Origin of the sequence: Campylobacter concisus (assembly GCF_003049705.1) — a bacterium.
Taxonomy (GTDB): Bacteria; Campylobacterota; Campylobacteria; order Campylobacterales; family Campylobacteraceae; genus Campylobacter_A; species Campylobacter_A concisus_AR.
Window position 1 is genome coordinate 73,778 of record NZ_PIRF01000002.1, and the last position, 21,298, is coordinate 95,075.

Annotated in this window: 22 protein-coding genes; 21 read left to right on the forward strand and 1 reads right to left on the reverse strand. The window is 39.6% G+C overall.

Features of this window, described 5'->3' with window-relative positions; all coding sequences use genetic code 11:
- The first annotated feature begins 9 nt into the window (after positions 1–9).
- The 9 genes from nikR (at position 10) to hypA (ending at position 6,417) form a co-directional block, all read left to right on the forward strand.
- Positions 10–423, forward strand: a complete 414-nt coding sequence (nikR, locus tag CVT05_RS02210; RefSeq protein WP_021091291.1) for a nickel-responsive transcriptional regulator NikR — start codon at positions 10–12, stop codon at positions 421–423.
- 16 nt (positions 424–439) lie between these two features.
- A complete protein-coding gene (locus CVT05_RS09660; RefSeq protein ID WP_107697684.1) occupies positions 440–808 on the forward strand; it encodes a Na+/H+ antiporter NhaA in 369 nt (122 codons plus the stop codon).
- A 95-nt stretch (positions 809–903) separates the two neighbouring features.
- A complete protein-coding gene (locus CVT05_RS02220; RefSeq protein ID WP_107697685.1) occupies positions 904–2,163 on the forward strand; it encodes a DUF2157 domain-containing protein in 1,260 nt (419 codons plus the stop codon).
- Positions 2,160–2,765, forward strand: coding sequence for a GDYXXLXY domain-containing protein (locus CVT05_RS02225; protein WP_107697686.1), 606 nt, complete (start codon positions 2,160–2,162; stop codon positions 2,763–2,765). The genes CVT05_RS02220 and CVT05_RS02225 overlap by 4 nt, the downstream gene beginning before the upstream one ends.
- A gap of 170 nt (positions 2,766–2,935) precedes the next feature.
- Positions 2,936–3,748: a hydrogenase nickel incorporation protein HypB gene (hypB, locus tag CVT05_RS02230; protein ID WP_107697687.1), complete on the forward strand. Its 813-nt coding sequence runs from the start codon at positions 2,936–2,938 to the stop codon at positions 3,746–3,748.
- Positions 3,748–3,987 carry a HypC/HybG/HupF family hydrogenase formation chaperone gene (locus tag CVT05_RS02235; RefSeq protein WP_054196671.1) on the forward strand — a complete coding sequence of 80 codons (240 nt, stop codon included), beginning with the start codon at positions 3,748–3,750 and terminating at the stop codon, positions 3,985–3,987. The genes hypB and CVT05_RS02235 overlap by 1 nt, the downstream gene beginning before the upstream one ends.
- Positions 3,987–5,075 carry a hydrogenase formation protein HypD gene (hypD, locus tag CVT05_RS02240; RefSeq protein WP_107697688.1) on the forward strand — a complete coding sequence of 363 codons (1,089 nt, stop codon included), beginning with the start codon at positions 3,987–3,989 and terminating at the stop codon, positions 5,073–5,075. The genes CVT05_RS02235 and hypD overlap by 1 nt, the downstream gene beginning before the upstream one ends.
- Before the next feature lie 8 nt (positions 5,076–5,083).
- Complete coding sequence (gene hypE, locus CVT05_RS02245) at positions 5,084–6,076, forward strand: hydrogenase expression/formation protein HypE (RefSeq protein ID WP_103579815.1); 993 nt, start codon at positions 5,084–5,086, stop codon at positions 6,074–6,076.
- A complete protein-coding gene (gene hypA / locus CVT05_RS02250) occupies positions 6,076–6,417 on the forward strand; it encodes a hydrogenase maturation nickel metallochaperone HypA (protein ID WP_054196668.1) in 342 nt (113 codons plus the stop codon). Before hypE ends, hypA begins: the two co-directional genes overlap by 1 nt.
- 225 nt (positions 6,418–6,642) lie before the next feature.
- Here the strand turns inward: hypA and CVT05_RS02255 are convergent, their stop codons facing one another.
- The gene (locus tag CVT05_RS02255) at positions 6,643–9,108 is read right to left on the reverse strand and encodes an AsmA-like C-terminal domain-containing protein (protein WP_107697855.1); all 2,466 of its coding nucleotides are present in this window, start codon (positions 9,106–9,108) and stop codon (positions 6,643–6,645) included.
- 73 nt (positions 9,109–9,181) lie between these two features.
- Between CVT05_RS02255 and mltG the strand changes: the two genes are divergently transcribed.
- The 12 genes from mltG to CVT05_RS02310 all read left to right on the forward strand — a co-directional run bounded on the left by mltG (position 9,182) and on the right by CVT05_RS02310 (position 21,297).
- Entirely contained in the window at positions 9,182–10,126 is a 945-nt protein-coding gene (gene mltG / locus CVT05_RS02260) for an endolytic transglycosylase MltG (protein ID WP_107697689.1), read from the forward strand.
- A gap of 63 nt (positions 10,127–10,189) precedes the next feature.
- Positions 10,190–12,364 carry an NADP-dependent isocitrate dehydrogenase gene (locus tag CVT05_RS02265; protein WP_107697690.1) on the forward strand — a complete coding sequence of 725 codons (2,175 nt, stop codon included), beginning with the start codon at positions 10,190–10,192 and terminating at the stop codon, positions 12,362–12,364.
- A 4-nt stretch (positions 12,365–12,368) separates the two neighbouring features.
- Positions 12,369–13,262, forward strand: coding sequence for a lactate/malate family dehydrogenase (locus CVT05_RS02270; RefSeq protein WP_107697691.1), 894 nt, complete (start codon positions 12,369–12,371; stop codon positions 13,260–13,262).
- 8 nt (positions 13,263–13,270) lie between these two features.
- Positions 13,271–13,582 (forward strand): 4Fe-4S dicluster domain-containing protein, encoded by a 312-nt coding sequence (locus tag CVT05_RS02275; RefSeq protein ID WP_103604010.1) that lies wholly within the window; start codon positions 13,271–13,273, stop codon positions 13,580–13,582.
- Complete coding sequence (locus CVT05_RS02280; protein WP_107697692.1) at positions 13,579–14,709, forward strand: 2-oxoglutarate synthase subunit alpha; 1,131 nt, start codon at positions 13,579–13,581, stop codon at positions 14,707–14,709. Before CVT05_RS02275 ends, CVT05_RS02280 begins: the two co-directional genes overlap by 4 nt.
- Positions 14,699–15,544 (forward strand): 2-oxoglutarate ferredoxin oxidoreductase subunit beta, encoded by an 846-nt coding sequence (locus CVT05_RS02285; protein ID WP_107697693.1) that lies wholly within the window; start codon positions 14,699–14,701, stop codon positions 15,542–15,544. The genes CVT05_RS02280 and CVT05_RS02285 overlap by 11 nt, the downstream gene beginning before the upstream one ends.
- On the forward strand, positions 15,541–16,092 hold the full coding sequence (locus tag CVT05_RS02290; RefSeq protein ID WP_107697694.1) for a 2-oxoacid:acceptor oxidoreductase family protein: 552 nt from the start codon (positions 15,541–15,543) through the stop codon (positions 16,090–16,092). Before CVT05_RS02285 ends, CVT05_RS02290 begins: the two co-directional genes overlap by 4 nt.
- A gap of 305 nt (positions 16,093–16,397) precedes the next feature.
- Positions 16,398–16,706, forward strand: a complete 309-nt coding sequence (locus CVT05_RS09430; protein ID WP_234400527.1) for a hypothetical protein — start codon at positions 16,398–16,400, stop codon at positions 16,704–16,706.
- A gap of 117 nt (positions 16,707–16,823) precedes the next feature.
- Positions 16,824–18,596, forward strand: coding sequence for a TonB-dependent receptor (locus CVT05_RS02295; protein ID WP_234400528.1), 1,773 nt, complete (start codon positions 16,824–16,826; stop codon positions 18,594–18,596).
- Positions 18,597–18,681: 85 nt separating this feature from the next.
- Positions 18,682–19,521 (forward strand): class I SAM-dependent methyltransferase, encoded by an 840-nt coding sequence (locus CVT05_RS02300; protein ID WP_107697695.1) that lies wholly within the window; start codon positions 18,682–18,684, stop codon positions 19,519–19,521.
- On the forward strand, positions 19,514–20,524 hold the full coding sequence (locus CVT05_RS02305; protein ID WP_107697696.1) for a FecCD family ABC transporter permease: 1,011 nt from the start codon (positions 19,514–19,516) through the stop codon (positions 20,522–20,524). The genes CVT05_RS02300 and CVT05_RS02305 overlap by 8 nt, the downstream gene beginning before the upstream one ends.
- Entirely contained in the window at positions 20,521–21,297 is a 777-nt protein-coding gene (locus CVT05_RS02310; protein ID WP_107697697.1) for an ABC transporter ATP-binding protein, read from the forward strand. Before CVT05_RS02305 ends, CVT05_RS02310 begins: the two co-directional genes overlap by 4 nt.
- Position 21,298: the final 1 nt, after the last annotated feature.

Below are 21,298 nucleotides of genomic sequence, written 5' to 3' on the forward strand. Positions count from 1 at the left end.
GAGCAGAAAATGGATAGTGTTATACGTTTTAGTGTTTCTTTACCTAGTCAGTTACTTGACGAACTAGATAAAAAGGTTAGCGAACAAGGCTACGCTTCTAGGAGCGAATTTACGAGAGATTTGATACGCGAAAAGATCGTAAGTGATAGCTGGAAGGACGCTAGTGAGGAGTTGATCGGGGTTTTGACGCTCATTTATATGCATCATCACAACGATTTGGTGAATAAAAAGATGGATATAGAGCATAGCTCTGATGTGAAAATCATCTGCACAAACCATGTTCATGTCGATCACCATAACTGCTTAGAAACGATTTCAATAAGAGGCGAGGCTGGCAAAATTGAACGCTTTGCTGAAAGGATCGCCGGCTTAAAGGGTGTAAAATTTTCTAAACTCACAAGGGCAGCTATTCCTAGGTTTTAGTTTTTTAAGGGTCTTTATGGGTTTTAGGAATTTTTGGGATTTTTTTATAGGTGAAGCTAGCGGTGGTATCTTTCTTATCGCTGCTGCTTTAGTGGCTTTTATCTTTGAAAATGTTTTTTTAAGCAGTTTTTATAACTCATTTTTACAAATCGATACAAGGCTAAATTTTGGCAGATCGCCGATACAAAAGCCCCTTATCCTTTTGATAAATGATAGTTTGATGGCCGTTTTTTTCTTTTTACTTGGGTTTAGACTTAAGCGAGAAATTTTTAAAGCAAAGCTTAGGAGCCTGGCCCAAGCTACCTTGCTAAAAATTTTTATTATCGGCAGCATTTTAGCTTCTGTATTTTTTTATATTTTAAATCACAATTATATTTTTTGTTGAAAGACTAAGGCAGTGTCAATGGACATGAATACGGCATTTAAGACACTTGCTGGAAATTTAGTGTTTTGTATATCTTATAAAAGAGAGTGTGAATAATGAACTTTTTAAATAGAATTTTTCTAGCAAAAGAGCTGGATCGGTGGCAAAGTGACGGCATAGTCGATAAAGAGACAGCTATAAAAATAGCAAATTTATACGACATCGACCCTGACGCCCACAGCGATAAAATGAGTTTTGTCCTAAAGCTCGTAGCATATCTCTTTTTTGCGCTAGCCTTTTTTACGCTCGTTGGTGCAAACTGGGAAGAGATACCAAGACTAGGACGTTTAGCACTTGTGTTATTTGTGCTTGGGCTTGTAAATTTTGGTGGAATTTACTATCTCGTAAAGGGAAAGGAAAATCTATCAACGGCGATGTTTTTTCTTGGAAATTTCTGCTTTGGTGCGGCGATTGCTCTTATTGCTCAAATTTATAACATTAGTGATGAGCCAAGCGGCGGTATCTTGCTTTGGAGTATCGGAGCGTTTGCGGTTTCTTTTGCTAGTAAGAAAGGTGTATTGGTAGCCCAAAGCCTTATCTTTGCGACAGTTTGGTTTTTTATGATAGCTTATCAGGGTGATTTTGGCTTTGGCTTTATCATTTTTATAGCACTTGGCGCATATACGCTTTACAAAGACGACTCAAAATGGCTTGCTTTTGTGCTTTTTATAGATATTTTTATATACATCATTTCATTTTGCGGCTACATTAGTGGTCTTAGAGCGATATTTGATTATGGATTTTTGTTTGGGCTTCCGATGGTTGCGATCGTATCGCTATCTTATGCGCTTTTACTTATTAGCATTTCGCCGCTACTAGATAAATTTAGAGTAGGGCTTGGCGCATTTACGAAAGAATTTGGTAAAAATTTTGGCGTTTTTGTGTTGTTATTTTGTCTATTTTTATTTGAAGAAAGAAATTTATTTGAGGTTGGAGATGAAGAGTTTTGGTTTGTAAAGTCATTTTTTAAAAGTAACTTTGGCTTTGTCTTTATTTTATTTAGCGTTGCTTATTTTGCACTGTTTTTTAAAGAAAAAAACAAGAGCGGTTTGCTGCTTGGGGCACTGCTCGTGTCGTTGCCATTTGTCTTTAGCTACGGGCCTGGCTATGCAAATATATTTTTCTCGCTCGCAAATATCATAACAGCTGCGGTTCTTATCAAAAAGGGTGAGTTAAAACTTGGTCTTTGTATGATATTTTTGGTCGCAGCCGTGAGGTATTTCCAACTCATAGGCGATTATATTGGTGCTACGGCGCTATTTATGGTATTTGCTTTCATAGTGCTAGTTGTCGCTAGAAAAGGACGTAAAAAATGAAGATAAAAGTCTTAATAGTAGCTGTAATTTTTCAAATTTTGCTTATTGGCATTATGCTTGGCTACGCGCTTATGCCACTTTATTTTGGACAAGAGGTAAGAGTGAGAGTCAATCTTTATGATCCAAGAGATCTTTTTCGCGGAAACTATGTTGATTTAAACTATGAATTTTCAAATTTTCATTCAAGAAATTTTGACGAAAATGATAAAGATGACCGCTATATCGACCAATATGATGAGAGAGTAAGAGATGGGGCTAGAGTTTATGCTGTTTTAAAACCAGATATTAATGGCACTTACGGCTTTGCAAAATTTAGTGCAAGCAAGCCAGAAAATGGAGTGTTTTTAGCTGGTAGATATGATGGCTACTCACTCGTAAAATACGGCATAGAGCACTTTTATATGTCACCTGATAGTGCAGCCAGTACCGAAGATGAAATGAGAGAAGAAGACGTTGATGTCTATGCTGTTTTGATGGTGATGGATAATGGCAAGGCTAGACTAAAGGATCTAATAATCCAAAAGAATGCCCAAAAAAATAGTAAAAAACTACTTGGTGATGAAAATTTTGATAAGTTGGATGAGATTAGGCAAAAAGAGTAAAGTAAATTTAGTCAAAATTCTTATGCAAATTTTATTTATATTTTTAAATTTAAATAAAAATTTAAATAAATTAATTAATTTTGATCTATTTGCAAAAACTCCTAAATTTTAATTTTATTTTTAAATTTAAGAGTTAAAATCTCCATAAATTAATAAAAAAGGATGAAAAAATGTGTAAAGATTGCGGTTGTTCAATGGGTAATCACGCCCACACTCACACTCACGCTGATGGCACCACTCACTCGCACCCACACACTCATGATGGACAAACAGAGCATGCTCATGACGCACATGAGCATAGCCACGAGGCTCACGCACACCCTGTGTTAAATGAGAGCAAAACCATAGACGTGATAGAGAAAATCCTCTCCGAAAACGACAAAGAGGCCGCTCACAACAGGGCTCATCTTGATGAGAAAAAGATACTTTGCGTAAATTTGATGAGTAGCCCAGGCGCTGGTAAGACGACGCTTTTAGAGGCTACGATAAAGGCTGGTAAATTTAAAATAGGCGTTGTTGAGGGCGATTTGGAGACAAATCAAGATGCCGACCGTATAGTAAAAGCTGGTGCAAAGGCTCATCAGATAAGCACAGGTCAGACCTGTCACTTGGATGCATTTATGGTGCATGAAGGGCTTCATCATCTGCCACTAAACGAGCTTGATCTAGTCTTTATAGAAAATGTTGGAAATTTAGTCTGCCCTGCAAGCTACGACGTTGGCTCACACTTTAACGCTGTGCTTCTTTCAGTGCCAGAGGGTGATGATAAGGTGAGCAAATATCCAGTGATGTTTAGGGCTGCTGACGTGCTTCTTATCACAAAAGCTTCGCTCGCACCACACTTTGACTTTGATATCGAGCGAGTGAAAAACGACGCTAGAAAGCTAAATCCAAAGGTCGATATCTTTGTGATAGATAGCAAAACAGGCGAAGGCATTGATAAATGGATAAGTTATTTGGAATTTAAAAAAGAGCTAAGATAATGTGCCTCTCGATCCCTTCAAAAGTAATAGAAATAGATGAAAATAACGTTGCTACTGTTGAGACCTTGGGCGTTACTAGAAAGGTAAGCCTAGATCTCATCTCTGAAGAGGTAAAAGTTGGCGAATACGTGCTAATCCACGTTGGATACGCTATGCAAAAGATCGATACGCAGTTTGCGCTTGAGAGCTTAGAGGTCTATCAAAAGATCGCTGATGATATGAACGCGGGGAAAATTTGATGGATCTTATCAATGACTTTCGCGATAAAAATTTAATCCTAGCCCTTTCAAAGCTCATAAAAAAAGAGAGCACAAAGCCCCTAAATATCATGGAAATTTGCGGCGGCCATACGCACAGCATTATGAAATTTGCACTGCCAAGCTTAGTTGGAGAGCATATAAATTTCATCCACGGCCCAGGCTGTCCGGTCTGCGTGATGCCAAAGAGCCGCATAGATGAGGCCTGTAAGCTTGCTAGCATGGATAATGTGATCTTTTGCACGCTAGCTGACATGCTAAGAGTGCCTGGCTCAAAGACAAGCTTGCAAAAACTTCGTGGCGAGGGGCATGATATAAGAGCACTTTACACGCCACTTGATGCGCTAAATATAGCTAAGCAAAATCCAGACAAAAAGGTTATATTTTTTGCCATTGGCTTTGAGACAACGACGCCAATGAGCGCAAATTTGGTTGAAAAAGTGGTGCAAGGGGGCATTAAAAATTTATACTTTCATATAAATCACGTAACCGTCCCAGCACCAGTTAGAGCCATAATGAGCGATGAAAACGTGAGGATAGATGCATTTTTAGGCCCAAGCCATGTGAGTGTCATCACTGGAAGTAAAATTTATAAAGAGCTAGCAGATGAGTTTAAAAGACCGATCGCCATTAGCGGTTTTGAGCCACTTGACATCATGGCAAGTGTGCTAAATTTAGTCCGTCAGCAAAATGCAGGCACATATGAGGTCTATAACGAGTATGCAAGGGCGGTTAAAGAAGAGGGCAACGTCAAGGCAAAAGAGCTCATCGCTAAGTACTTTGAGCCGTGCGACTTTGTCTGGAGAGGGCTTGGCGAGATAGTACAAAGCGGTATGAAGCTAAAAGACGAGTTTGCCTATCTTGACGCTAGAGTGCAGTTTGACTGCAGCGTAGAGAGCGCTGGCGAGAGCAAGGCATGCATTTGTGGGCAAATTTTAAGAGGGCTAGCAAAGCCAACAGAGTGTAAAGTCTTTGGCAAGGTTTGCAACCCGCAAAATCCGATAGGATCGTGCATGGTCTCAAGCGAGGGCGCTTGTGCGGCATATTTTAAATACGCAAGAGTTGGTTAAGGAATTTAATGAAAAAGATAATGCTAAGCCACGGCGGCGGCGGCGAGGAGATGAACTCGCTTATAAACGAGACGATATTTAAAATTTTCGATAACGAAATTTTAAGACAGAGCAACGACTCGGCGATATTAAATTTAAACGGCAAGATCGCATTTAGCTCCGATAGCTTTGTGGTAACTCCCATTTTTTTTAATGGCGGCGACATCGGCAAGATCGCGGCTTGCGGCACGATAAACGACCTTGCGATGGTTGGAGCAAGCGCAAAATACCTAAGCTGCTCGCTCATCATCGAAGAGGGGCTTAGTATAGAAGAGCTTGAAACGGTACTTGGCTCGCTTGCAAAAACTTGTAAAGAGAGTGGTGTAAGCGTAGTTTGTGGCGATACAAAGGTCGTGCCAAAGGGCAAATGCGATAAGATTTTCATAAACACAGCAGGCATCGGCGAGATAGTTTGCGAAGGCGTGGAGCTTAAAAATTTAAAAGCAGGGGCAAAAATTCTCATCTCTGGAGATGTTGGCAGACACGGCGGCGTGGTGCTTGCAGCAAGAGAGGAATTTGAGCTTGGGCTTGATCTAAAAAGTGACTGCAAGAGTTTAAAAGAGGTCGCTTTAAGGCTATTTAGCGCTGGTATAAAGCCGCAGTGCATGCGTGATGCGACTAGAGGTGGACTAAGTGCAGTGCTAAATGAATGGACTAAATTTGCTAAATTTGACATCTTGGTCTTTGAAGAAAATATCAAGGTCGCAGACGAAGTGATGGGCGTTTGTGAGCTGTTTGGATTTGAGCCTTATGAGCTTGCAAATGAGGGCACTTTTGTGATGGCTGTTGATGAGAGCCAGGCCGAGGACACACTTGGGATTTTGCGAGAATTTGATAAAAATGCGATGATAATTGGTGAAGTAATGGAGGCAAAAAACGAGCGTGTCATCATCGAAAACTCCTATAAATCAAGAAGATTCCTCGAGCCGCCAAAGGGCGAGCTACTGCCAAGGATCTGCTAATGCACGAGCTTAGTATCGTTCAAAATTTAGTTAGCCTTTGCGAGAAAAATGCCGCCAAAGAAAATGCCAAAGAGATAAGCAAGATCGAGATAAAGGTTGGCCGTTTAAGCGGAGTGGAGCCTCATTATTTGCAGAGTGCATTTGATGTTTATAAGGCTGGCACGATCTGCGAAAACGCTGAGCTTGTCATAAATTTACAAGGCATTGTGATCGAGTGTTTGGAGTGTGGATTTGGCGGAGAGCTTAATGAAAATGACTTCACCTGTCCAAAGTGTAAAAGCCAAAATTTAAAGGTAACTGACGGCGAGGATATGTATCTTATGCGCCTTGAGATGAAGTAAATTTTGCGTATTATAATACGCAAAATTTTATGCTTTTTGTCAAAATATTTTAATAGCACTAGTATCAAAAAAAATAGCTACCAAAACCTTGATCTTTAGCTTTCGATATCCTTTTTACGCACTTTGCGAGCCGAGGATAATAAAAATAATCAAAAATGAGCACCACTCTTGGCTTTAGAAGCAGCCAATAATTTTTCTATAATTTCCATGCGTTGCAGATTTAAACTACTCAAATATCAAAAACGGAGCCTGAATCACGTTTCTTATTATCTTTAGTGGCGAGAGCAGGGCGTCTTGCAATATCTGCGTCGAGTATTCAGGCTTATCGGTAGTGCCTCGTATGGCGATGACTGTTGAGAGCGAGCGGTCCTTGCCAAGGATTATTTGATTTACCAGTGGAATTTTATCAATGATACTGCTAGCGTCTTTTAGTAGCTTTAGCTCAAGGTCGATGTTTATCTTTTTACTCTTTAGATTGATCGTACCACGTCCGCCGATATCTGCGCTTGTGCCTATCATTTCAATCGCTAAAAATTCGATCATATCGCCATTTCTAGTGAGTAAAATTTTACCATTTTTAACAGTAAAGCCCTTGTCGTTAAAATCAGGTGTTTTAAAACTAAGAAGAGATGGAACCGAGTTTAAAAAGCTAAGTAGCCTTTGATAAAAGATATAATCCTTTAAAAAAGTATCAAAAAATCTCACCTCAGCTTTGAAATTCTTCGAGTTTTCTCCAAGCATTTTTAGGCGAAATTTACCACCCTCAAAGCTCTTGATGCCAAAAAGGTCGTTGATAAATTCTCCGCTTATGTCGGTTGCGTCTAAATTTATACTCTTTTCATCGTTAAAATAGCCAACTCTTCCTTGCTGCGCCAGCCCATTTAGCGAGGTGCTTTTGCCCTTTTTCTCGGCACTAAAGCTAGCAAATGGCAAGGTCTTGTTTAGATCCCTTAAAATGATATCACCATTTTTTGCTAAAAGCTCAAGCGGCGTGCTTTGCTCGCTGGTTTTGTTATCATCAAGCACTAGCAAATTTAGATCTTTGGTTTTTACGTTTATAGCTTTTTCTTTAATGTCTAGGCTTAGCTTTTTACTTGCGCTATCTACCTTTACGCCAGCTTTTGAGACTAAAATTTTAAGATCATCGTTTTCATATTTTGAGCCATTTTTATCTAAAAACGGCAAATCAAAGTTTGCCTCTTTGGCAAAAATTTCAAGATCAGTAAAATCCTTGCTTTTTATGCTAAGCTCATCAAAACCACACACACCGTTTTGCTTTAAAACAGGCGAGTTCTCTATGAAAAATTTACTATTTTTTGTTGTTATTTTGCTTTCACTACCAAAGCTCATATCAAGCCCAAATGGCTCTATTTTAAGTAAAGTTTCACCGGCCTTGCTAAAGTCTAAAAATGCGCTAAATGGCTCATTTTTAAAGGCTAAAATTTCATCATTTTTCTCTTTTAGATCAAAGCTTTCTATCACGCCTTTTATCTCGCCAGTACTTTTTTGTAAATTTATATCAGCCTTGGCATTTGCCTTAAAAAACTCAAGTCCAAAGCCGGTAGCATCGATACTTAAATTTGTCGTATTTATGAGCTTTACGAGAGCATTTTTGGTATTAAATTTACTTCCAGCTATTTCTAAAACCGCGTCACTTAGCTTAAATTCTCCATTTGCAATGACGCTTTTTTCATCAAAATTTTCTAAGCTTTTCTCGTCTAGTTTTATTAAAATTTTTAAGCTAGCATCCATTTTTCCGCTAAGCTGCCTTACTGGCACGATGATTTTATAAGCTTTTAATATCTCATTTATAGCTTCATCATAGATCGATTTTGTCTTTATAAGTAGCTCTAAATTTGCGCTTTTTTCATCAAAGATATTATTTATCACAACGCTTGAGCCATCAAGCTTTTTGCCATTGTAAATAGGCGAAATAAGATCAAATTTAAGCTTTGAGTTTTTAAGCGTGATATTTGCCTCGCCTACATTTACGGCCGGCAAGTCTTTTTCAAATTTAACGAGCAAATTTTTAGTATTTGCGGTGGCATTTAGATCATTTAGATAAAAGTTATTTTTGGCTAGATCAGCCTTGCCATTTATCTCTTTAAGCTCGTAATCATCAGCAACGATGTATCCATATATCCAGTTTTTAACTTCACTATTTAGCTCTATGCGTCTATCAAGTTCATCAATGAAGTTTTTAATACTTCCAGCCTCGACATCGTAAGCTTTGTAGGTTAAAAATGTATCTTTTAGAGCAAAATTTAGCTTACCGTGCAGCTCATGAGAGGTGAAATTTCCCTCAAATTTATAGTCATTTTTATCAAAATCTGCACTCCCTTCGCCACTAATGCTGACGTTAAAATCCTTAAAGCTTAAATTTCTAACGCTAAAAAGATCTATTCCGTCTTGCTGTTCGTTTTGGAATTTTATATCCACGTTTAAATAAGGGCTATCAACAAAAAATATATCATCTAAAAATAGAATTTTTAGTTTAAAATCATCTCCTATTTGCACATTTTCAAGTGAAATTTCTTGAAAAATCGTATCTATAAAATCTACGCTTTTACTAAGATTTAAAAGGCGCTCATCGCTGCTTTTTTGCTTGCTCTCTTTCTTAAAATTTGGGAGCTTTATCTGCTTTGCTCTTGCAATTATTTTTTTATCTAATTTTATATATAATTGCTCCAATTTTACGCCGTAAAACTCGAAATCGTTAATTTTTATGCCGTATTTTAAAAGTAAGATAAATGAAAGAATCAAGATGATAAAAAATTTTATGAAAAAGCCATATTTAGACATTTTTTTTGATATTGTAGCCATCATTTTCCTAAGTATTTTTGTCTATTTGGCACGCCCTATAAACACAAGCAAGGTCGTTTTTATACCAAAGGGAAGTGTGGGCGAGATTATATCTTATTTAGCTAATCGCAACTTTAACTTAAGCGTGATAGACAAATACGCCATACTTTTTATCGGCTCTCCACAATCTGGCTGGATAGAGATCGGCCAAGATAAAATTTCAAGGGTTGATTTTTTAAAAAAACTTGCAAAATCAAAAGCAGCTTTAACTGAGATAACGCTAATACCAGGCGAAACGACTATCGTTTTTTTAAACCAGATCGCCGCCCAGCTAGGACTTGATCCCATTAAGCTAAATAGCGAATATAACGCTCTTGCTCCAGTGAGTGATGGCTTTTTGATGCCAAATACATATAAAATTCCAATAGGCATCAGCGAAAGGCACCTTGCTTTTTATCTTGTAAATTCATCAAAAAAGGCTCAAAGCGAGATCAGCAATAAAATTTTTGGCGAATACAACGAGAAAAAATGGTTTAAAATTTTAACGATCGCTTCGATCATCCAAAAAGAAGCGGCAAATGAAGCTGAGATGCCACTAGTTGCTTCAGTTATATATAACCGCCTAAATAAAGGCATGAGGCTGCAAATGGACGGCACATTAAACTATGGAATTTATTCACACGATGTGATCACGGCTGAGCGCATAAGAAGCGATATGAGTGAGTTTAATACCTATCTAAACGACGGCATTCCGCCAAGTCCGGTCTGCTCGGTCTCGATAAGTGCGATCAAAGCGGCGATAAATCCAGCAAAGAGCGATTATTTATATTTTGTGCTTGATAAAAAGGCGAAAAAACATATTTTTTCAAAAACCTTAAGCGAGCACAACCAAAATATCGCAAAATAGGGCTAAGATATAACGAGTTTTAATAAAAAAAGTGATAAATTCTTAAAAAATAAAAGGGCTAAAATGAGTGACATTATCTGGACCAAAACTGACGAAGCACCGCTTTTTGCAAGCTACTCTCTCTTTTCTATCGTAAAGAGCTTTTTATCACGTGCTGACATTAGCATAACTAGGGCTGATATTAGCTTGGCTGGGAGAATTTTATCTCTTTTTAGCAAAGAGCTTGGGCTAAACAAGGCTGACGAGCTAGAGCTTTTGGGCGAACTGACTGCGCACAAAGAGGCAAATATCATAAAACTGCCAAACATCTCAGCCACGCTCGTTCAGCTAAAAGCAGCCATTGAGGAGCTTAGAAGCAAGGGCATAAACGTGCCGTTTTACCCAGATGAGATCATCACAGACTACGACGAAGAGATCGCTAAAAAATACCAAAAAGTGCTAGGAAGCGCGGTAAATCCAGTGCTTAGGCAAGGAAACTCAGATAGAAGAGTCTTGCCTCCGGTTAAAGAATTTGCCAAAAAACATCCTCACAGCAACGGTGACTGGAATAAGACAAATAAGACAAAAATTTGCTACATGCAAAAGGGCGATTTTTATGAGAATGAGCACTCTATTATCGCCAGTAAAGATGAGAAATTTTATATAAATTTCATAAGTGCGAATGGCAAAAAAGAGCTTTTAAAAGAGCTTGCCGTACAAAGTGGTGAGATAGTTGATGCTACATATTTAAGCGTAAACGAGCTTGATAAATTTTATGAAAGATGTTTTGAAGAGGCAAAAAAAGAGAATTTGACCTTGAGTCTGCACCTAAAATGCACGATGATGAAAGTTAGCGATCCAGTCATCTTTGCTCACGCGATAAAAAGCTATTTTAAAGAGGTTTTTGAACTATTTGACGAAGAGTTTAAAACTCACGGCGTGGAGGCTAAAAACGGTTTAAAAGATATGTTTTCTAAAATTTCAACTCTTAAAAACAAAGATGAAATTTTGGCTAAATTTGATGAAATTTTGAGCAAAAAGGCAAAAATTTGGGCGTTAAATGAAAATGCCAGTAATTTTGACATACCAAATGACGTCATAATAGACGCCTCCGTACCAACACTCATTAGAAACTCTGGCAAGGTAAAAGATAGAAGCGGCGAGCTAAATTTCTCGCTTTGCATGATCCCAGATAGAACATACGCTAGGGTTTATGAGGCTTGCGTAGCGGACTTTAAGGAGCATGGTGCGCTTGATGTAAGCAGCATAGGCAGCGTAGCAAACGTGGGGCTAATGGCTAAAAAGGCCGAGGAATACGGCAGTCACGATAAGACTTTCATCACAAAAGAGGACGGAGAATTTGTAGTTTTTGACGAAGCGGGCAAGAGCGTCTTTAAATTTAGCGTCAAAAAGGGCGACATTTTTAGGATGACGCAGGCAAAAGATGATGCGATAAATGCGTGGTTTGAGCTTGCTTTAAAAAGAGGCGAAATCTCAAAAGATGAGCTTATATTTTGGCTAGATAATAGCCGTGCTCATGATAGAAATTTGATAGCTAAATTTGAAAGATTTAAAGAGAAATTTGCTAACGCTGGCGTAAAATTTGAAATTTTAAACTACGAGCAAGCAACCACAAAAACGCTTAGCTTGATAAGAGCTGGCAAAAACATTATAAGCGTAACTGGTAACGTTTTAAGAGATTATTTAACCGATCTTTTCCCGATCTTTGAGCTAGGTGGTAGCTCAAAAATGCTCTCAGTTGTGCCGCTACTTGCTGGTGGAGCGATGTTTGAGACGGGCGCTGGTGGAACGGCCCCAACGCTTGTAAAAGAGCTAAAAGAGAGAAATCACCTACTTTGGGATAGTCTCGGCGAGTTTTTAGCGCTTAGTGCTTCGCTCGAGCATTTGGCATTTGTTAAGCAAAAAAAAGAGGCAAAAGAGCTAAGTGATGCGCTAAATAGAGCGGTTGCTAGCTATCTAGACGAAAACAAAACTCCAAATGCCACTCTTGATACTAGGGAGTCACACTTCTATCTAGCGCTATTTTGGGCAAGAGAGATGGCAAAAAGTGGTGGAATTTTGAGCAAAGTTTTTGAAAATTTAGCAAACGAGCTAGAAAAAAGTGAGAGTGAAATTTTAAAAGAGATAAGACAAAATGATGGTGCAAGCGCGGAATTTGGCGGATACTACATGCCAAATGAAGCAAAAGCAAATGAGGTCATGAGACCAAGTAAAATTTTAAATCAAATAATAGGATGATAAAATGAAAATAAGTATAGTTGGAGCTGGAAACGTCGGTGCGAGCATAGCTTATGCGCTTTGCATGAGAGAAGTTTGCGATGAGATCGCGCTTGTGGATATATTTGGTGACGTGGCACGTGCAAAGGCTATCGATCTAGCACAGTCAAGCTGCGTTTTTGATGCTAAAACTATCGTTTGCGGTGGTGATGACTTTATGCTAATAGAGGGCAGTGATATCGTAGTGGTAACTGCTGGAAGCCCAAGAAAAGAGGGTCAAACAAGAGAGGACTTGCTTCTTAAAAATGCCGTCGTTGTAAAACAAACAGCTCAAAATATCGCAAAATTTGCACCAAATGCGGTGATAATTGTCGTGACAAATCCGCTTGATGTGATGGTATGGACGGCTCATAAATTTAGTGGTTTTAGCAAAAATAAAGTGATCGGCATGGCTGGTGAGCTGGATGGTGCAAGATGCAGATATGAGCTAGCACTTCTAAAAGATAAAGATGCAAAAGAGCTAAAGACAAAGATAATTGGCGCTCACAACGACGAGATGATCGTATCTGCTAGTAATATCAGCGAAAATTTAAACGAAAATGAGTTAGCAACTCTTAAAAAAGAGACAAGTACAGGTGGCGCAAAGATCGTTAAGCTCCTTGGCACTTCAGCTTACTATGCACCAGCAGCTGCTGTTGTGAAGATGTGTGAAGCGATCATGGGCAAGAGTGATGAAATTTTAAGCGCTAGCGTGCTTCTTGATGATGAGCTAAGTTGCGGCAGGCTAGTAAGGCTTGGACGCGAGGGCTTAAAAGAAATTTTAGAGCTAAATATAAATGAAAGTGAGCAAGAGCAGCTAAGTAAAAGCGAAGCTGATATTAGAAAAAACATTAAATTTTTAAAAGAAAATTTAGATTAGGAATATAGATGATAGTAAAAGAAAATGTACCTGTTTGGGTCGATGAGAGCAGGTGTAAGGCCTGTGATGTCTGCGTGAGCTACTGCCCAGCTGGTGTGCTAGCGATGAGGCTTGAGCCAAAAGCGGTGCTTGGTAAGATGATAGAGGTCGTCTATGCTGACTCATGTATAGGCTGTCGCGACTGCGAGCTTCACTGCCCTGATTTTGCCATTTATGTGGCTGAAAAAGGCTTTAAATTTGCAAAGCTAACCGCTGAGAGCAAAGAGCGAGCTGCGGCCGTAAAGGCAAATAAATTTGCAAAGCTTGGAGAGAGCGCATGAGAGAGCTAGTATCAACTGGAAATGCCCTAGTAGCAAGGGCTGCGGTCGAGTGCGGCTGTAACTTCTTTGGCGGATATCCGATCACTCCAAGTAGTGAGATTGCCCACGAGCTAAGCGTGCTTTTGCCAAAACATGGCGGTACATTTATACAAATGGAAGATGAGATAGCTGGGATTTCAGTAGCTCTTGGCGCAAGTGCGAGCGGTGCTAAGGCAATGACTGCTAGCTCAGGTCCAGGAATTTCACTAAAGGCTGAGCAAATAGGCCTTGGCTTTATCGCTGAGATACCACTTGTCATCGTAAATGTCATGCGTGGTGGCCCTTCAACTGGCTTGCCAACCCGCGTCGCACAAGGCGATATCTTGCAGGCTAAAAACCCAACTCATGGCGATGTAAATATGATAGTTTTGGCCCCTAGCAGCCTAGAGGAGTGCTATACGCAGACGGTTCGCGCATTTAATCTCGCAGCTAGGTTTATGACGCCAGTTATGCTGCTACTTGATGAGACGATAGGTCACATGCAAGCAAGGGTTAGTTTGCCAGAGATCAGCGAGCTAGAAATTTATAAAAGAAGAGAATTTAGTGGCGAGCCAAAAGAGTATAAGCCTTACGAGGCAGCAGCTGATGAGCCAGCCACGCTAAATCCTTTCTTTAAAGGCTATCACTACCACATAACTGGGCTTCATCACGGCGCTACTGGCTTTCCAACAGAAGATGGCAAAATAGTTGAATACTCTATGAATAGGCTGTTTAACAAGATAAATTTACACACTGACGAGTGCGAGAAATTTGAAGAGTTTATGCTCGAAGACGCTGAAATTTGTATCATCGCCTTTGGTAGTGTGGCGCTTTCGGCTAAGCAAGCGATACTAAATTTACGTGAAAAAGGGCTAAAAGTAGGGCTATTTAAGCCACTCACACTCTTTCCAGCTCCAGCTAAAAAGCTAAAAGAGATATCAGATAAATTTAAGAAAATTTTAGTCTGCGAGCTAAATTTAGGTCAATATAGTGGCGAAATTTCAAAGATCATCTTAAGAGATGACTTTGCAAAACTGCTAAAAGCAAACGGCAGACCGATAAGCCCAAGCGAGATCGAGGCGAAGATAGGAGAAATTTATGGCTTTTAATTATGATAAATATTTACGAACAGATAAAATGCCTACTCTTTGGTGCTGGGGCTGTGGCGATGGTGTCATACTAAAGGCGCTCATCCGTGCTATCGACACCATGGGCTGGGACATGAACGACGTTTGCGTGGTCTCAGGCATAGGCTGCTCTGGCCGCTTTAGCGGATATCTTGACTGCAACACCATCCACACAACTCACGGCAGAGCCGTAGCTTACGCGACTGGCGTAAAGATGGCAAACCCAGACAAACACGTCATCGTAGTAACTGGCGACGGCGACGGACTAGCGATCGGAGGCAACCACACGATACACGGATGCCGCCGAAATATCGGACTAAATCACATCTTAATCAACAACTTCATCTACGCGCTAACCAACTCGCAAACCAGCCCAACCACGCCAAAAGGCATGTGGACGGTCACAGCGCAATACGGCAACATCGATCCTAGCTTTGATGCCTGTATGCTCGCAACTGCCGCAGGAGCTAGCTTTGTCGCACGTGGTAGCGTCATCGAGCCAGAGAAGCTTACAAAGCTCTTTGTAGAGGGCTTTAGCCACGATGGATACAGCTTTTTTGATGTATTTTCAAACTGCCATATAAATTTAGGCCGCAAGAACAAAATGGGCGAGGCGGTGAAAAATTTAGAGTGGATAAAGGGCCGCACAACGAGCAAGGTCAAATTTGACATGCTAAGTGATGAGGAGAAAAAGGGCATTTTCCCACTTGGCGTGCTGCATAAAGATGAAGAAAAGATCGAATACACCAAGGCTTACGACAAGGTAAGAAAGGCTGCTATGAGCAATGAAGCGATAAATTTTGAGGAGCTAGCATGAAGTCACAATTAAGATTTGTCGGCGTTGGCGGACAGGGCGTCATACTAGCTGGCGAGATCCTCTCAGCTGCCAAGATAAAAGCGGGCGGATACGGCGTCAAGGCCTCTACCTACACATCTCAGGTACGTGGCGGCCCAACGAAGGTTGATATCATACTTGATGAGAAAGAAATTTTATATCCTTACGCAAACGAGGGCGAGATAGACTTTATGCTTGCCACCGCGCAGATAAGCTACGATGCCTTTAAAAGCGGCGTGAAAGAGGGCGGTGCGATCGTTGTTGAGCCAAATTTAGTAAAAGTGAGCGATGAAGATAAAAAGCGCTGGAAAATTTATGAAATTCCTATCATCTCTATCGCAAAAGACGAGGTCGGAAATGTCATCACTCAAAGTGTCGTCGCCCTTGGCGTGGCGGTGGCTATGAGTAAATGTATGGATGAAAATTTAGTGTGTGAAGAGATGTTAGCAAGCGTACCAGCTAAGGTCAAAGAAGCAAATGCTAAAGCTTACGAGCTAGGTCTAAAATACGCAAAAGAGCTTTTAAAATAAATTTTGGCTAATTTTTAGCCAAAATTTCTACTATAAACAGAAAAATTAACCTTTATTATATTTTTGTCAATTATTACTTTTCTTAAAATTTTAAGTATCACTTTTTGATATAAAAGATTATATTTATAGTATTTATTTATCTTGCCAAAGCTATGAAATTTTTAAAAATCGTTCTCATAATGCCCTATCATAGCTTTTTTAAATAAAATGTATTTTTAAATATTTAATAAATTAATTAATAAATTATATTTAATATTTGTTTTAGTAACATTTCAGACGTAAAATTTTTATAAAAGGAGTAAAAATTGAGTTACAAAATCTCGGTTGCAACATGTGCTGCACTTTTGATGTGCAGTGGTTTTTTAAGTCAAGTTTTTGCTGTGCAAACGACAAGGCTTGAGGGTATTGAAGTAAATTCGGTCGGTGACAACATCAGTGAGAGCGGTATTGATGAGGGAATTTTAAACAAAAGAGTAGCCGCTGGTCCTTTGGCTGACAAAAAAGTCTTAGATATGCCTTATCAAGTAAATACGATCTCAAAAGAGGTTCTTGATAACCAAGGTGTTCAAGGTTTTGAAGATGCAGTTAGATACTTCCTTTCAGCACAAATTTAATATCGTGGTGGAGCTGAGATTGGTCGTCCACAAACTCGTGGTTTTCAAGGTAGTGTAATCGGTAATGTCTTTTGGGATGGTTTTTATGCTGCATCAACTACAGCTATACCTATGGCGATGTTTGAGAGCCTTCAAGTGCAAAATGGACTTGCTGGCTCACTTTATGGTGCTGGTGCGCCTACAGGGTATTTTAGTTACTCTCGTAAGCGCCCAGTTTCACTTCAAAACATCATCTGGACTGATTACAGCTCAAGATCAAATTTAGGCGTAGGTCTTGATACTTCAAATAAATTTGAAAAAGTTGGATATAGAGGCGTCTTTTACTACTCAGGCGGTGAAAAGAATGCCAAAGATAGTAAATTTTCTCGTCGTTTAGCCTCACTAGGACTTGATTTTTATCTTACAGAGAATTTGACACTTGAGACAAACTTTAGCCATTACGAGCATAAAAATTCAGGTATGCCGGGTGGATTTAGTATGCCATTAACTAATGGAGTGGCGAATTTTGATGTACCAAGCCCTGTAAAAGATACTAAAAGGGAACTTGGTCAGACTTTTGGGGGTAATTATCTAAAAACTCAAACAGCTAGTGTAAAACTAAAATACGCTCCAACAGACAACTGGTATTTTGAAGGTGGCTATCAGTGGCAAAATGCTTTAAGAAATATGTATGGTCCTAGTAATACTTTTTTAAATAGTGACGGCAAGTTTAATGTAAAAGAAGATTATACTCGTAGCGGTGCTTCTGGTAAATTTCAAGTCCATAGTTGGTTTGCCAAAGCTAACACCAGTTTTGAAACAGGAAGCATAGTGCATAACGTAGGTTTAGCAACTAATGGATATAGATTTAAAATTTATTCAGGAAAAACTACTGGCGACAAAAAAGATTACGGTAATTCTTATTTAAGCAACCCAGTAGTGTTTAATGATGCTCATGTAAATAGAGGCGATGGTTTATATAAATCAAGATACTCTGATACTAAAAACGTAATATTGGTAGATGATATAGCTTTAAACGATAAATTTAGCACTATCTTATCTTTCTCAAATTCATGGTTTCAAAGCAATGTCATAAATAAAAATACTGGCAAAAAGACAAAAACTTATGATAAAAACGGACAAAGTTATGCGGTCAGTTTTGTTTATAAGCCTATTGAAAATTTAAATCTTTATACAACTTACGCAGACAGTATCTCAGATGAACAATCGTCATACACATTTCTAAACTCACATCCAAGACGAGGAGAAATGATCGTAATAGAACCTATCAGAAGTAAACAATATGAGATCGGTGCAAAAGCAAGACTAGGCGAGCTTGATCTATCAGCTGCGATCTTTGAGATCAAACGTCCAGTAGCATATCTAGTTGGTAGTGGAGCAAGTGCAGAGTATAAAATTCAAGGCACACAAAGAAACCGCGGCTTTGAGCTAACTACTGGTGGAAAGCTTGTTGATACTTTAAGTATGTATGGTGGCTTTACACTTCTTGATGCTAAGATAAAAAATGCTAAAGATGGCGTATCCGAAGGCAAAACAGTTATCGGTGAGCCAAAATTTCAAGCAAATATCTTGTTTGACTACGCAGTTCCTAGCACAAACAAACTTGCATTTACAACAAATTTTCACTACACAGGCAAACGCTACATCGACAATGCCAACGCTCATAGCGTAAATGGCTACTTCACAACAGATGTTGGAGCTAGATACACTACAAAAGCTTGGTTAGGCAAAGAGACAACTATAAGATTTGACATAAATAACCTCTTTAATAAAAAATACTGGGCAGGAATGTTCCCATCTGATGTAGATGGAGCGATTGCTGGACGCGGAACCTCGCTTTTCTTAGGACAAAGCAGAACCTTCATGCTTTCAGCTCAAGTTAAATTCTAAAAACCAAAGCCAAATTTATTTTGGCTTTAGGCTCTTTAAATTTGCCCTTTTTGTAGGGCAGATTTAAATAACCAAAGGGAGAAAGATGCAAGGGCTGGTTGATTATCAAGCGATTTTAGAGAGAGTGTTTTCGCCTACTTTGCAAAAAGTAAAGGGCAAAGATGGTGGCGTAAACTGGGATGATTACGCAGATATGTATAACGAGATGACTGGCATGGAGACGGCTTCTACACTAAATTTGCTCTCAAATTTGCCTATCACAAAAGATGATAGCGTGCTTGACGTGGGATGTGGCCCAGCAAGGCTTAGCGTGCCACTTGCAAAGCTAGCAAAGAGCGTAAGCGCGCTAGATCCGTTTGCAAAAATGCTTGAATACGCTAAGAAAAATGCAAAAGAGGCTGGAGTAAAAAATATAAATTTCATCCAAAAAGACTGGAGCGATGAGCAAAGCATAAAAGACTTACCAAAACACGATATCGTGCTAGCATCACGCTCAGTTGGGCTTTTTGATATAAAAAAGCTTTGCAAATTTGCTAAAAAATATGTCGTGATGACCTCTTTTTTAATGGATTATCCAAACTTAAAAACGTTCTGGCAAGACTTCCTAAAAGGAGTAAAAGATGAAAATGAGGCAGGTCTAAGCGATAGGAGATTTGGCTATAACTTTATCTTTAATATCGCTTACGACATGGGAGCAAATCCAAATTTAAAGATAATCGACACCATTTTTGTGAGGGATTTTGCTAGCCTTGAAGAGGCGTTTTCTTATTTTAGATTTGTCGGTGAGATCACGCCTGAAAAAGAAGAAATTTACAAAGAAAATGTAAAAAGCTACCTCACAAAGACCAAAAGTGGCTTTAAATTTAAAAGAGAAACCAAGAGCTATCTTATCTGGTGGGACGTGCGGGAGATGAAATTTGAGTAGTAAAAAGGTCATTTTCGCATTATTTGCGCTTCTTTTGCTGGTGCTCTTTTTTTCATTAGGTATCGGACGCTACGAGATAAGCTACGCTCAAATTTTTGAGTTTATAAGATCAGCCATTTTAAACGAGCAAACAAGCGACGAGCAAGGATATACGGTCTTTACGCTCATTCGCTTGCCAAGGGTGCTTTTTGCCGTCCTTGTCGGTGCAGCGCTTGCTAGCTCTGGAGCTGTCTATCAAGGCCTTTTTAAAAATCCTCTAGTCTCGCCTGACATCCTTGGTGTCTCAAGTGGCGCAGCTGTTGGAGCGAGCGTGGCTATCATCTTAAATTTTAACTACATAGGCGTGCAGCTTAGCGCCTTTGGCTGCGGTCTTTTTGCTGTTTTTGCCGTCGTTTTTATAAGCAGCGTCATCGCAAAGGGCAGGCTAAATTTACTCGTGATGGTGCTAACTGGCATCGTCATCTCATCTCTTTTTGGAGCGCTTAGCTCGCTCATAAAATTTCTAGCCGATAGCGAAGATAAGCTACCAGAAGTCACTTTTTGGCTGATGGGAAGCCTTGCAAGAAGCGGCGGATATAAAAATTTAGCTCTACTTTTTTGCGTAGTTATGATCTGCCTTGTGCCACTTTTCATGCTTCGCTATAAGCTAAATACGCTTAGTTTTGGCGAAGAAGAGGCTAGGGCGATGGGGCTAAATGTCAAATTTTACAACATCATAATAATCATCGCCTCGACACTTCTAACCGCTACTTGCGTCTCATTTTGCGGTATCGTGGGCTGGGTGGGGCTCGTCATCCCTCACATTATGCGCTTTGTCGTGGGAGCAAATTTCATCACGCTCTTTCCAGCTTCGCTGCTTGGCGGAGGGCTGTTTTTACTGATAGTTAATACCACTTCACGCAGCTTAATGGCAAGTGAGATCCCACTTGGCGTCATCACATCACTAGTTGGCGCACCTCTTTTTGTCTATCTGCTCTATAAAAGCAAAAAGGGTTTTGCGTGAAATTTGAGATAAAAAATTTAAGCTGTGGCTACGACAAAAAGATCGTTATAGAAAATTTCAATGCAAATTTACAAGACGGCGACATCTTTTGCCTGCTTGGTAGCAATGGCGTTGGCAAAACGACGACGTTTAAGACGATACTTGGCTTTTTAAAACCACTTGGGGGAGAAATTTTAATAGACGGCAAAGACGCGCTAAAGATGAGTGAAAAAGAGCGAGCAAGCTTTATAAGCTACGTCCCGCAAGCTCACACACCGCCATTTGCTTTTAGCGTTTTTGACGTTGTGATGATGAGTGCAAATGCAAGGCTTGGTATATTTGAACGGCCCAGCAAAAAGGATGAAGAGATAGCGTTAGATGCATTAAAGACGCTAAATTTAGAGAGTTTTAAAGATAAAATTTACACCGATCTAAGCGGTGGCGAGCGGCAAATGGTGCTGATAGCTAGGGCTTTGGCGCAGCGCTCAAAGGTGATGCTGCTTGATGAGCCAACGGCAAATTTAGACTTTGGCAACCAAATGCGAGTTTTAAAAGAGATAAAAAAGCTCGCAAAGCAAGGCTATATCATCATCCTCACCTCTCATCAGCCAGAGCAGGTCTTTTATCTAAACGCGAAAGTTGCAATGCTTGGTCGTGATAAAAACTATATCTACGGCGAGGCTAGCGAGGTGATGAACGGCGAAAATTTAAAGAAAATTTACGGCGTAGATATACGAGTGGTGAAAAATATCATCGATGAGCGCGAGCATTACTCTTGCGTGATGGTGGATTGAA

Excerpts from the sequence above, each read along its gene's own strand:
- CVT05_RS02235 (WP_054196671.1), top strand. The coding sequence starts at position 3,748 with ATGTGCCTCTCGATCCCTTCAAAAGTAATAGAAATAGATGAAAATAAC.
- CVT05_RS02280 (WP_107697692.1), top strand. The coding sequence starts at position 13,579 with ATGAGAGAGCTAGTATCAACTGGAAATGCCCTAGTAGCAAGGGCTGCG.
- CVT05_RS09660 (WP_107697684.1), top strand. The coding sequence starts at position 440 with ATGGGTTTTAGGAATTTTTGGGATTTTTTTATAGGTGAAGCTAGCGGT.
- hypB (WP_107697687.1), top strand. The coding sequence starts at position 2,936 with ATGTGTAAAGATTGCGGTTGTTCAATGGGTAATCACGCCCACACTCAC.
- CVT05_RS02265 (WP_107697690.1), top strand. The coding sequence starts at position 10,190 with ATGAGTGACATTATCTGGACCAAAACTGACGAAGCACCGCTTTTTGCA.
- hypE (WP_103579815.1), top strand. The coding sequence starts at position 5,084 with ATGAAAAAGATAATGCTAAGCCACGGCGGCGGCGGCGAGGAGATGAAC.
- nikR (WP_021091291.1), top strand. The coding sequence starts at position 10 with ATGGATAGTGTTATACGTTTTAGTGTTTCTTTACCTAGTCAGTTACTT.
- hypA (WP_054196668.1), top strand. The coding sequence starts at position 6,076 with ATGCACGAGCTTAGTATCGTTCAAAATTTAGTTAGCCTTTGCGAGAAA.
- CVT05_RS02220 (WP_107697685.1), top strand. The coding sequence starts at position 904 with ATGAACTTTTTAAATAGAATTTTTCTAGCAAAAGAGCTGGATCGGTGG.
- CVT05_RS02295 (WP_234400528.1), top strand. The coding sequence starts at position 16,824 with ATGTTTGAGAGCCTTCAAGTGCAAAATGGACTTGCTGGCTCACTTTAT.
- CVT05_RS02270 (WP_107697691.1), top strand. The coding sequence starts at position 12,369 with ATGAAAATAAGTATAGTTGGAGCTGGAAACGTCGGTGCGAGCATAGCT.
- CVT05_RS02300 (WP_107697695.1), top strand. The coding sequence starts at position 18,682 with ATGCAAGGGCTGGTTGATTATCAAGCGATTTTAGAGAGAGTGTTTTCG.
- CVT05_RS02225 (WP_107697686.1), top strand. The coding sequence starts at position 2,160 with ATGAAGATAAAAGTCTTAATAGTAGCTGTAATTTTTCAAATTTTGCTT.
- CVT05_RS02290 (WP_107697694.1), top strand. The coding sequence starts at position 15,541 with ATGAAGTCACAATTAAGATTTGTCGGCGTTGGCGGACAGGGCGTCATA.
- CVT05_RS02275 (WP_103604010.1), top strand. The coding sequence starts at position 13,271 with ATGATAGTAAAAGAAAATGTACCTGTTTGGGTCGATGAGAGCAGGTGT.
- CVT05_RS02285 (WP_107697693.1), top strand. The coding sequence starts at position 14,699 with ATGGCTTTTAATTATGATAAATATTTACGAACAGATAAAATGCCTACT.
- hypD (WP_107697688.1), top strand. The coding sequence starts at position 3,987 with ATGGATCTTATCAATGACTTTCGCGATAAAAATTTAATCCTAGCCCTT.
- mltG (WP_107697689.1), top strand. The coding sequence starts at position 9,182 with ATGATAAAAAATTTTATGAAAAAGCCATATTTAGACATTTTTTTTGAT.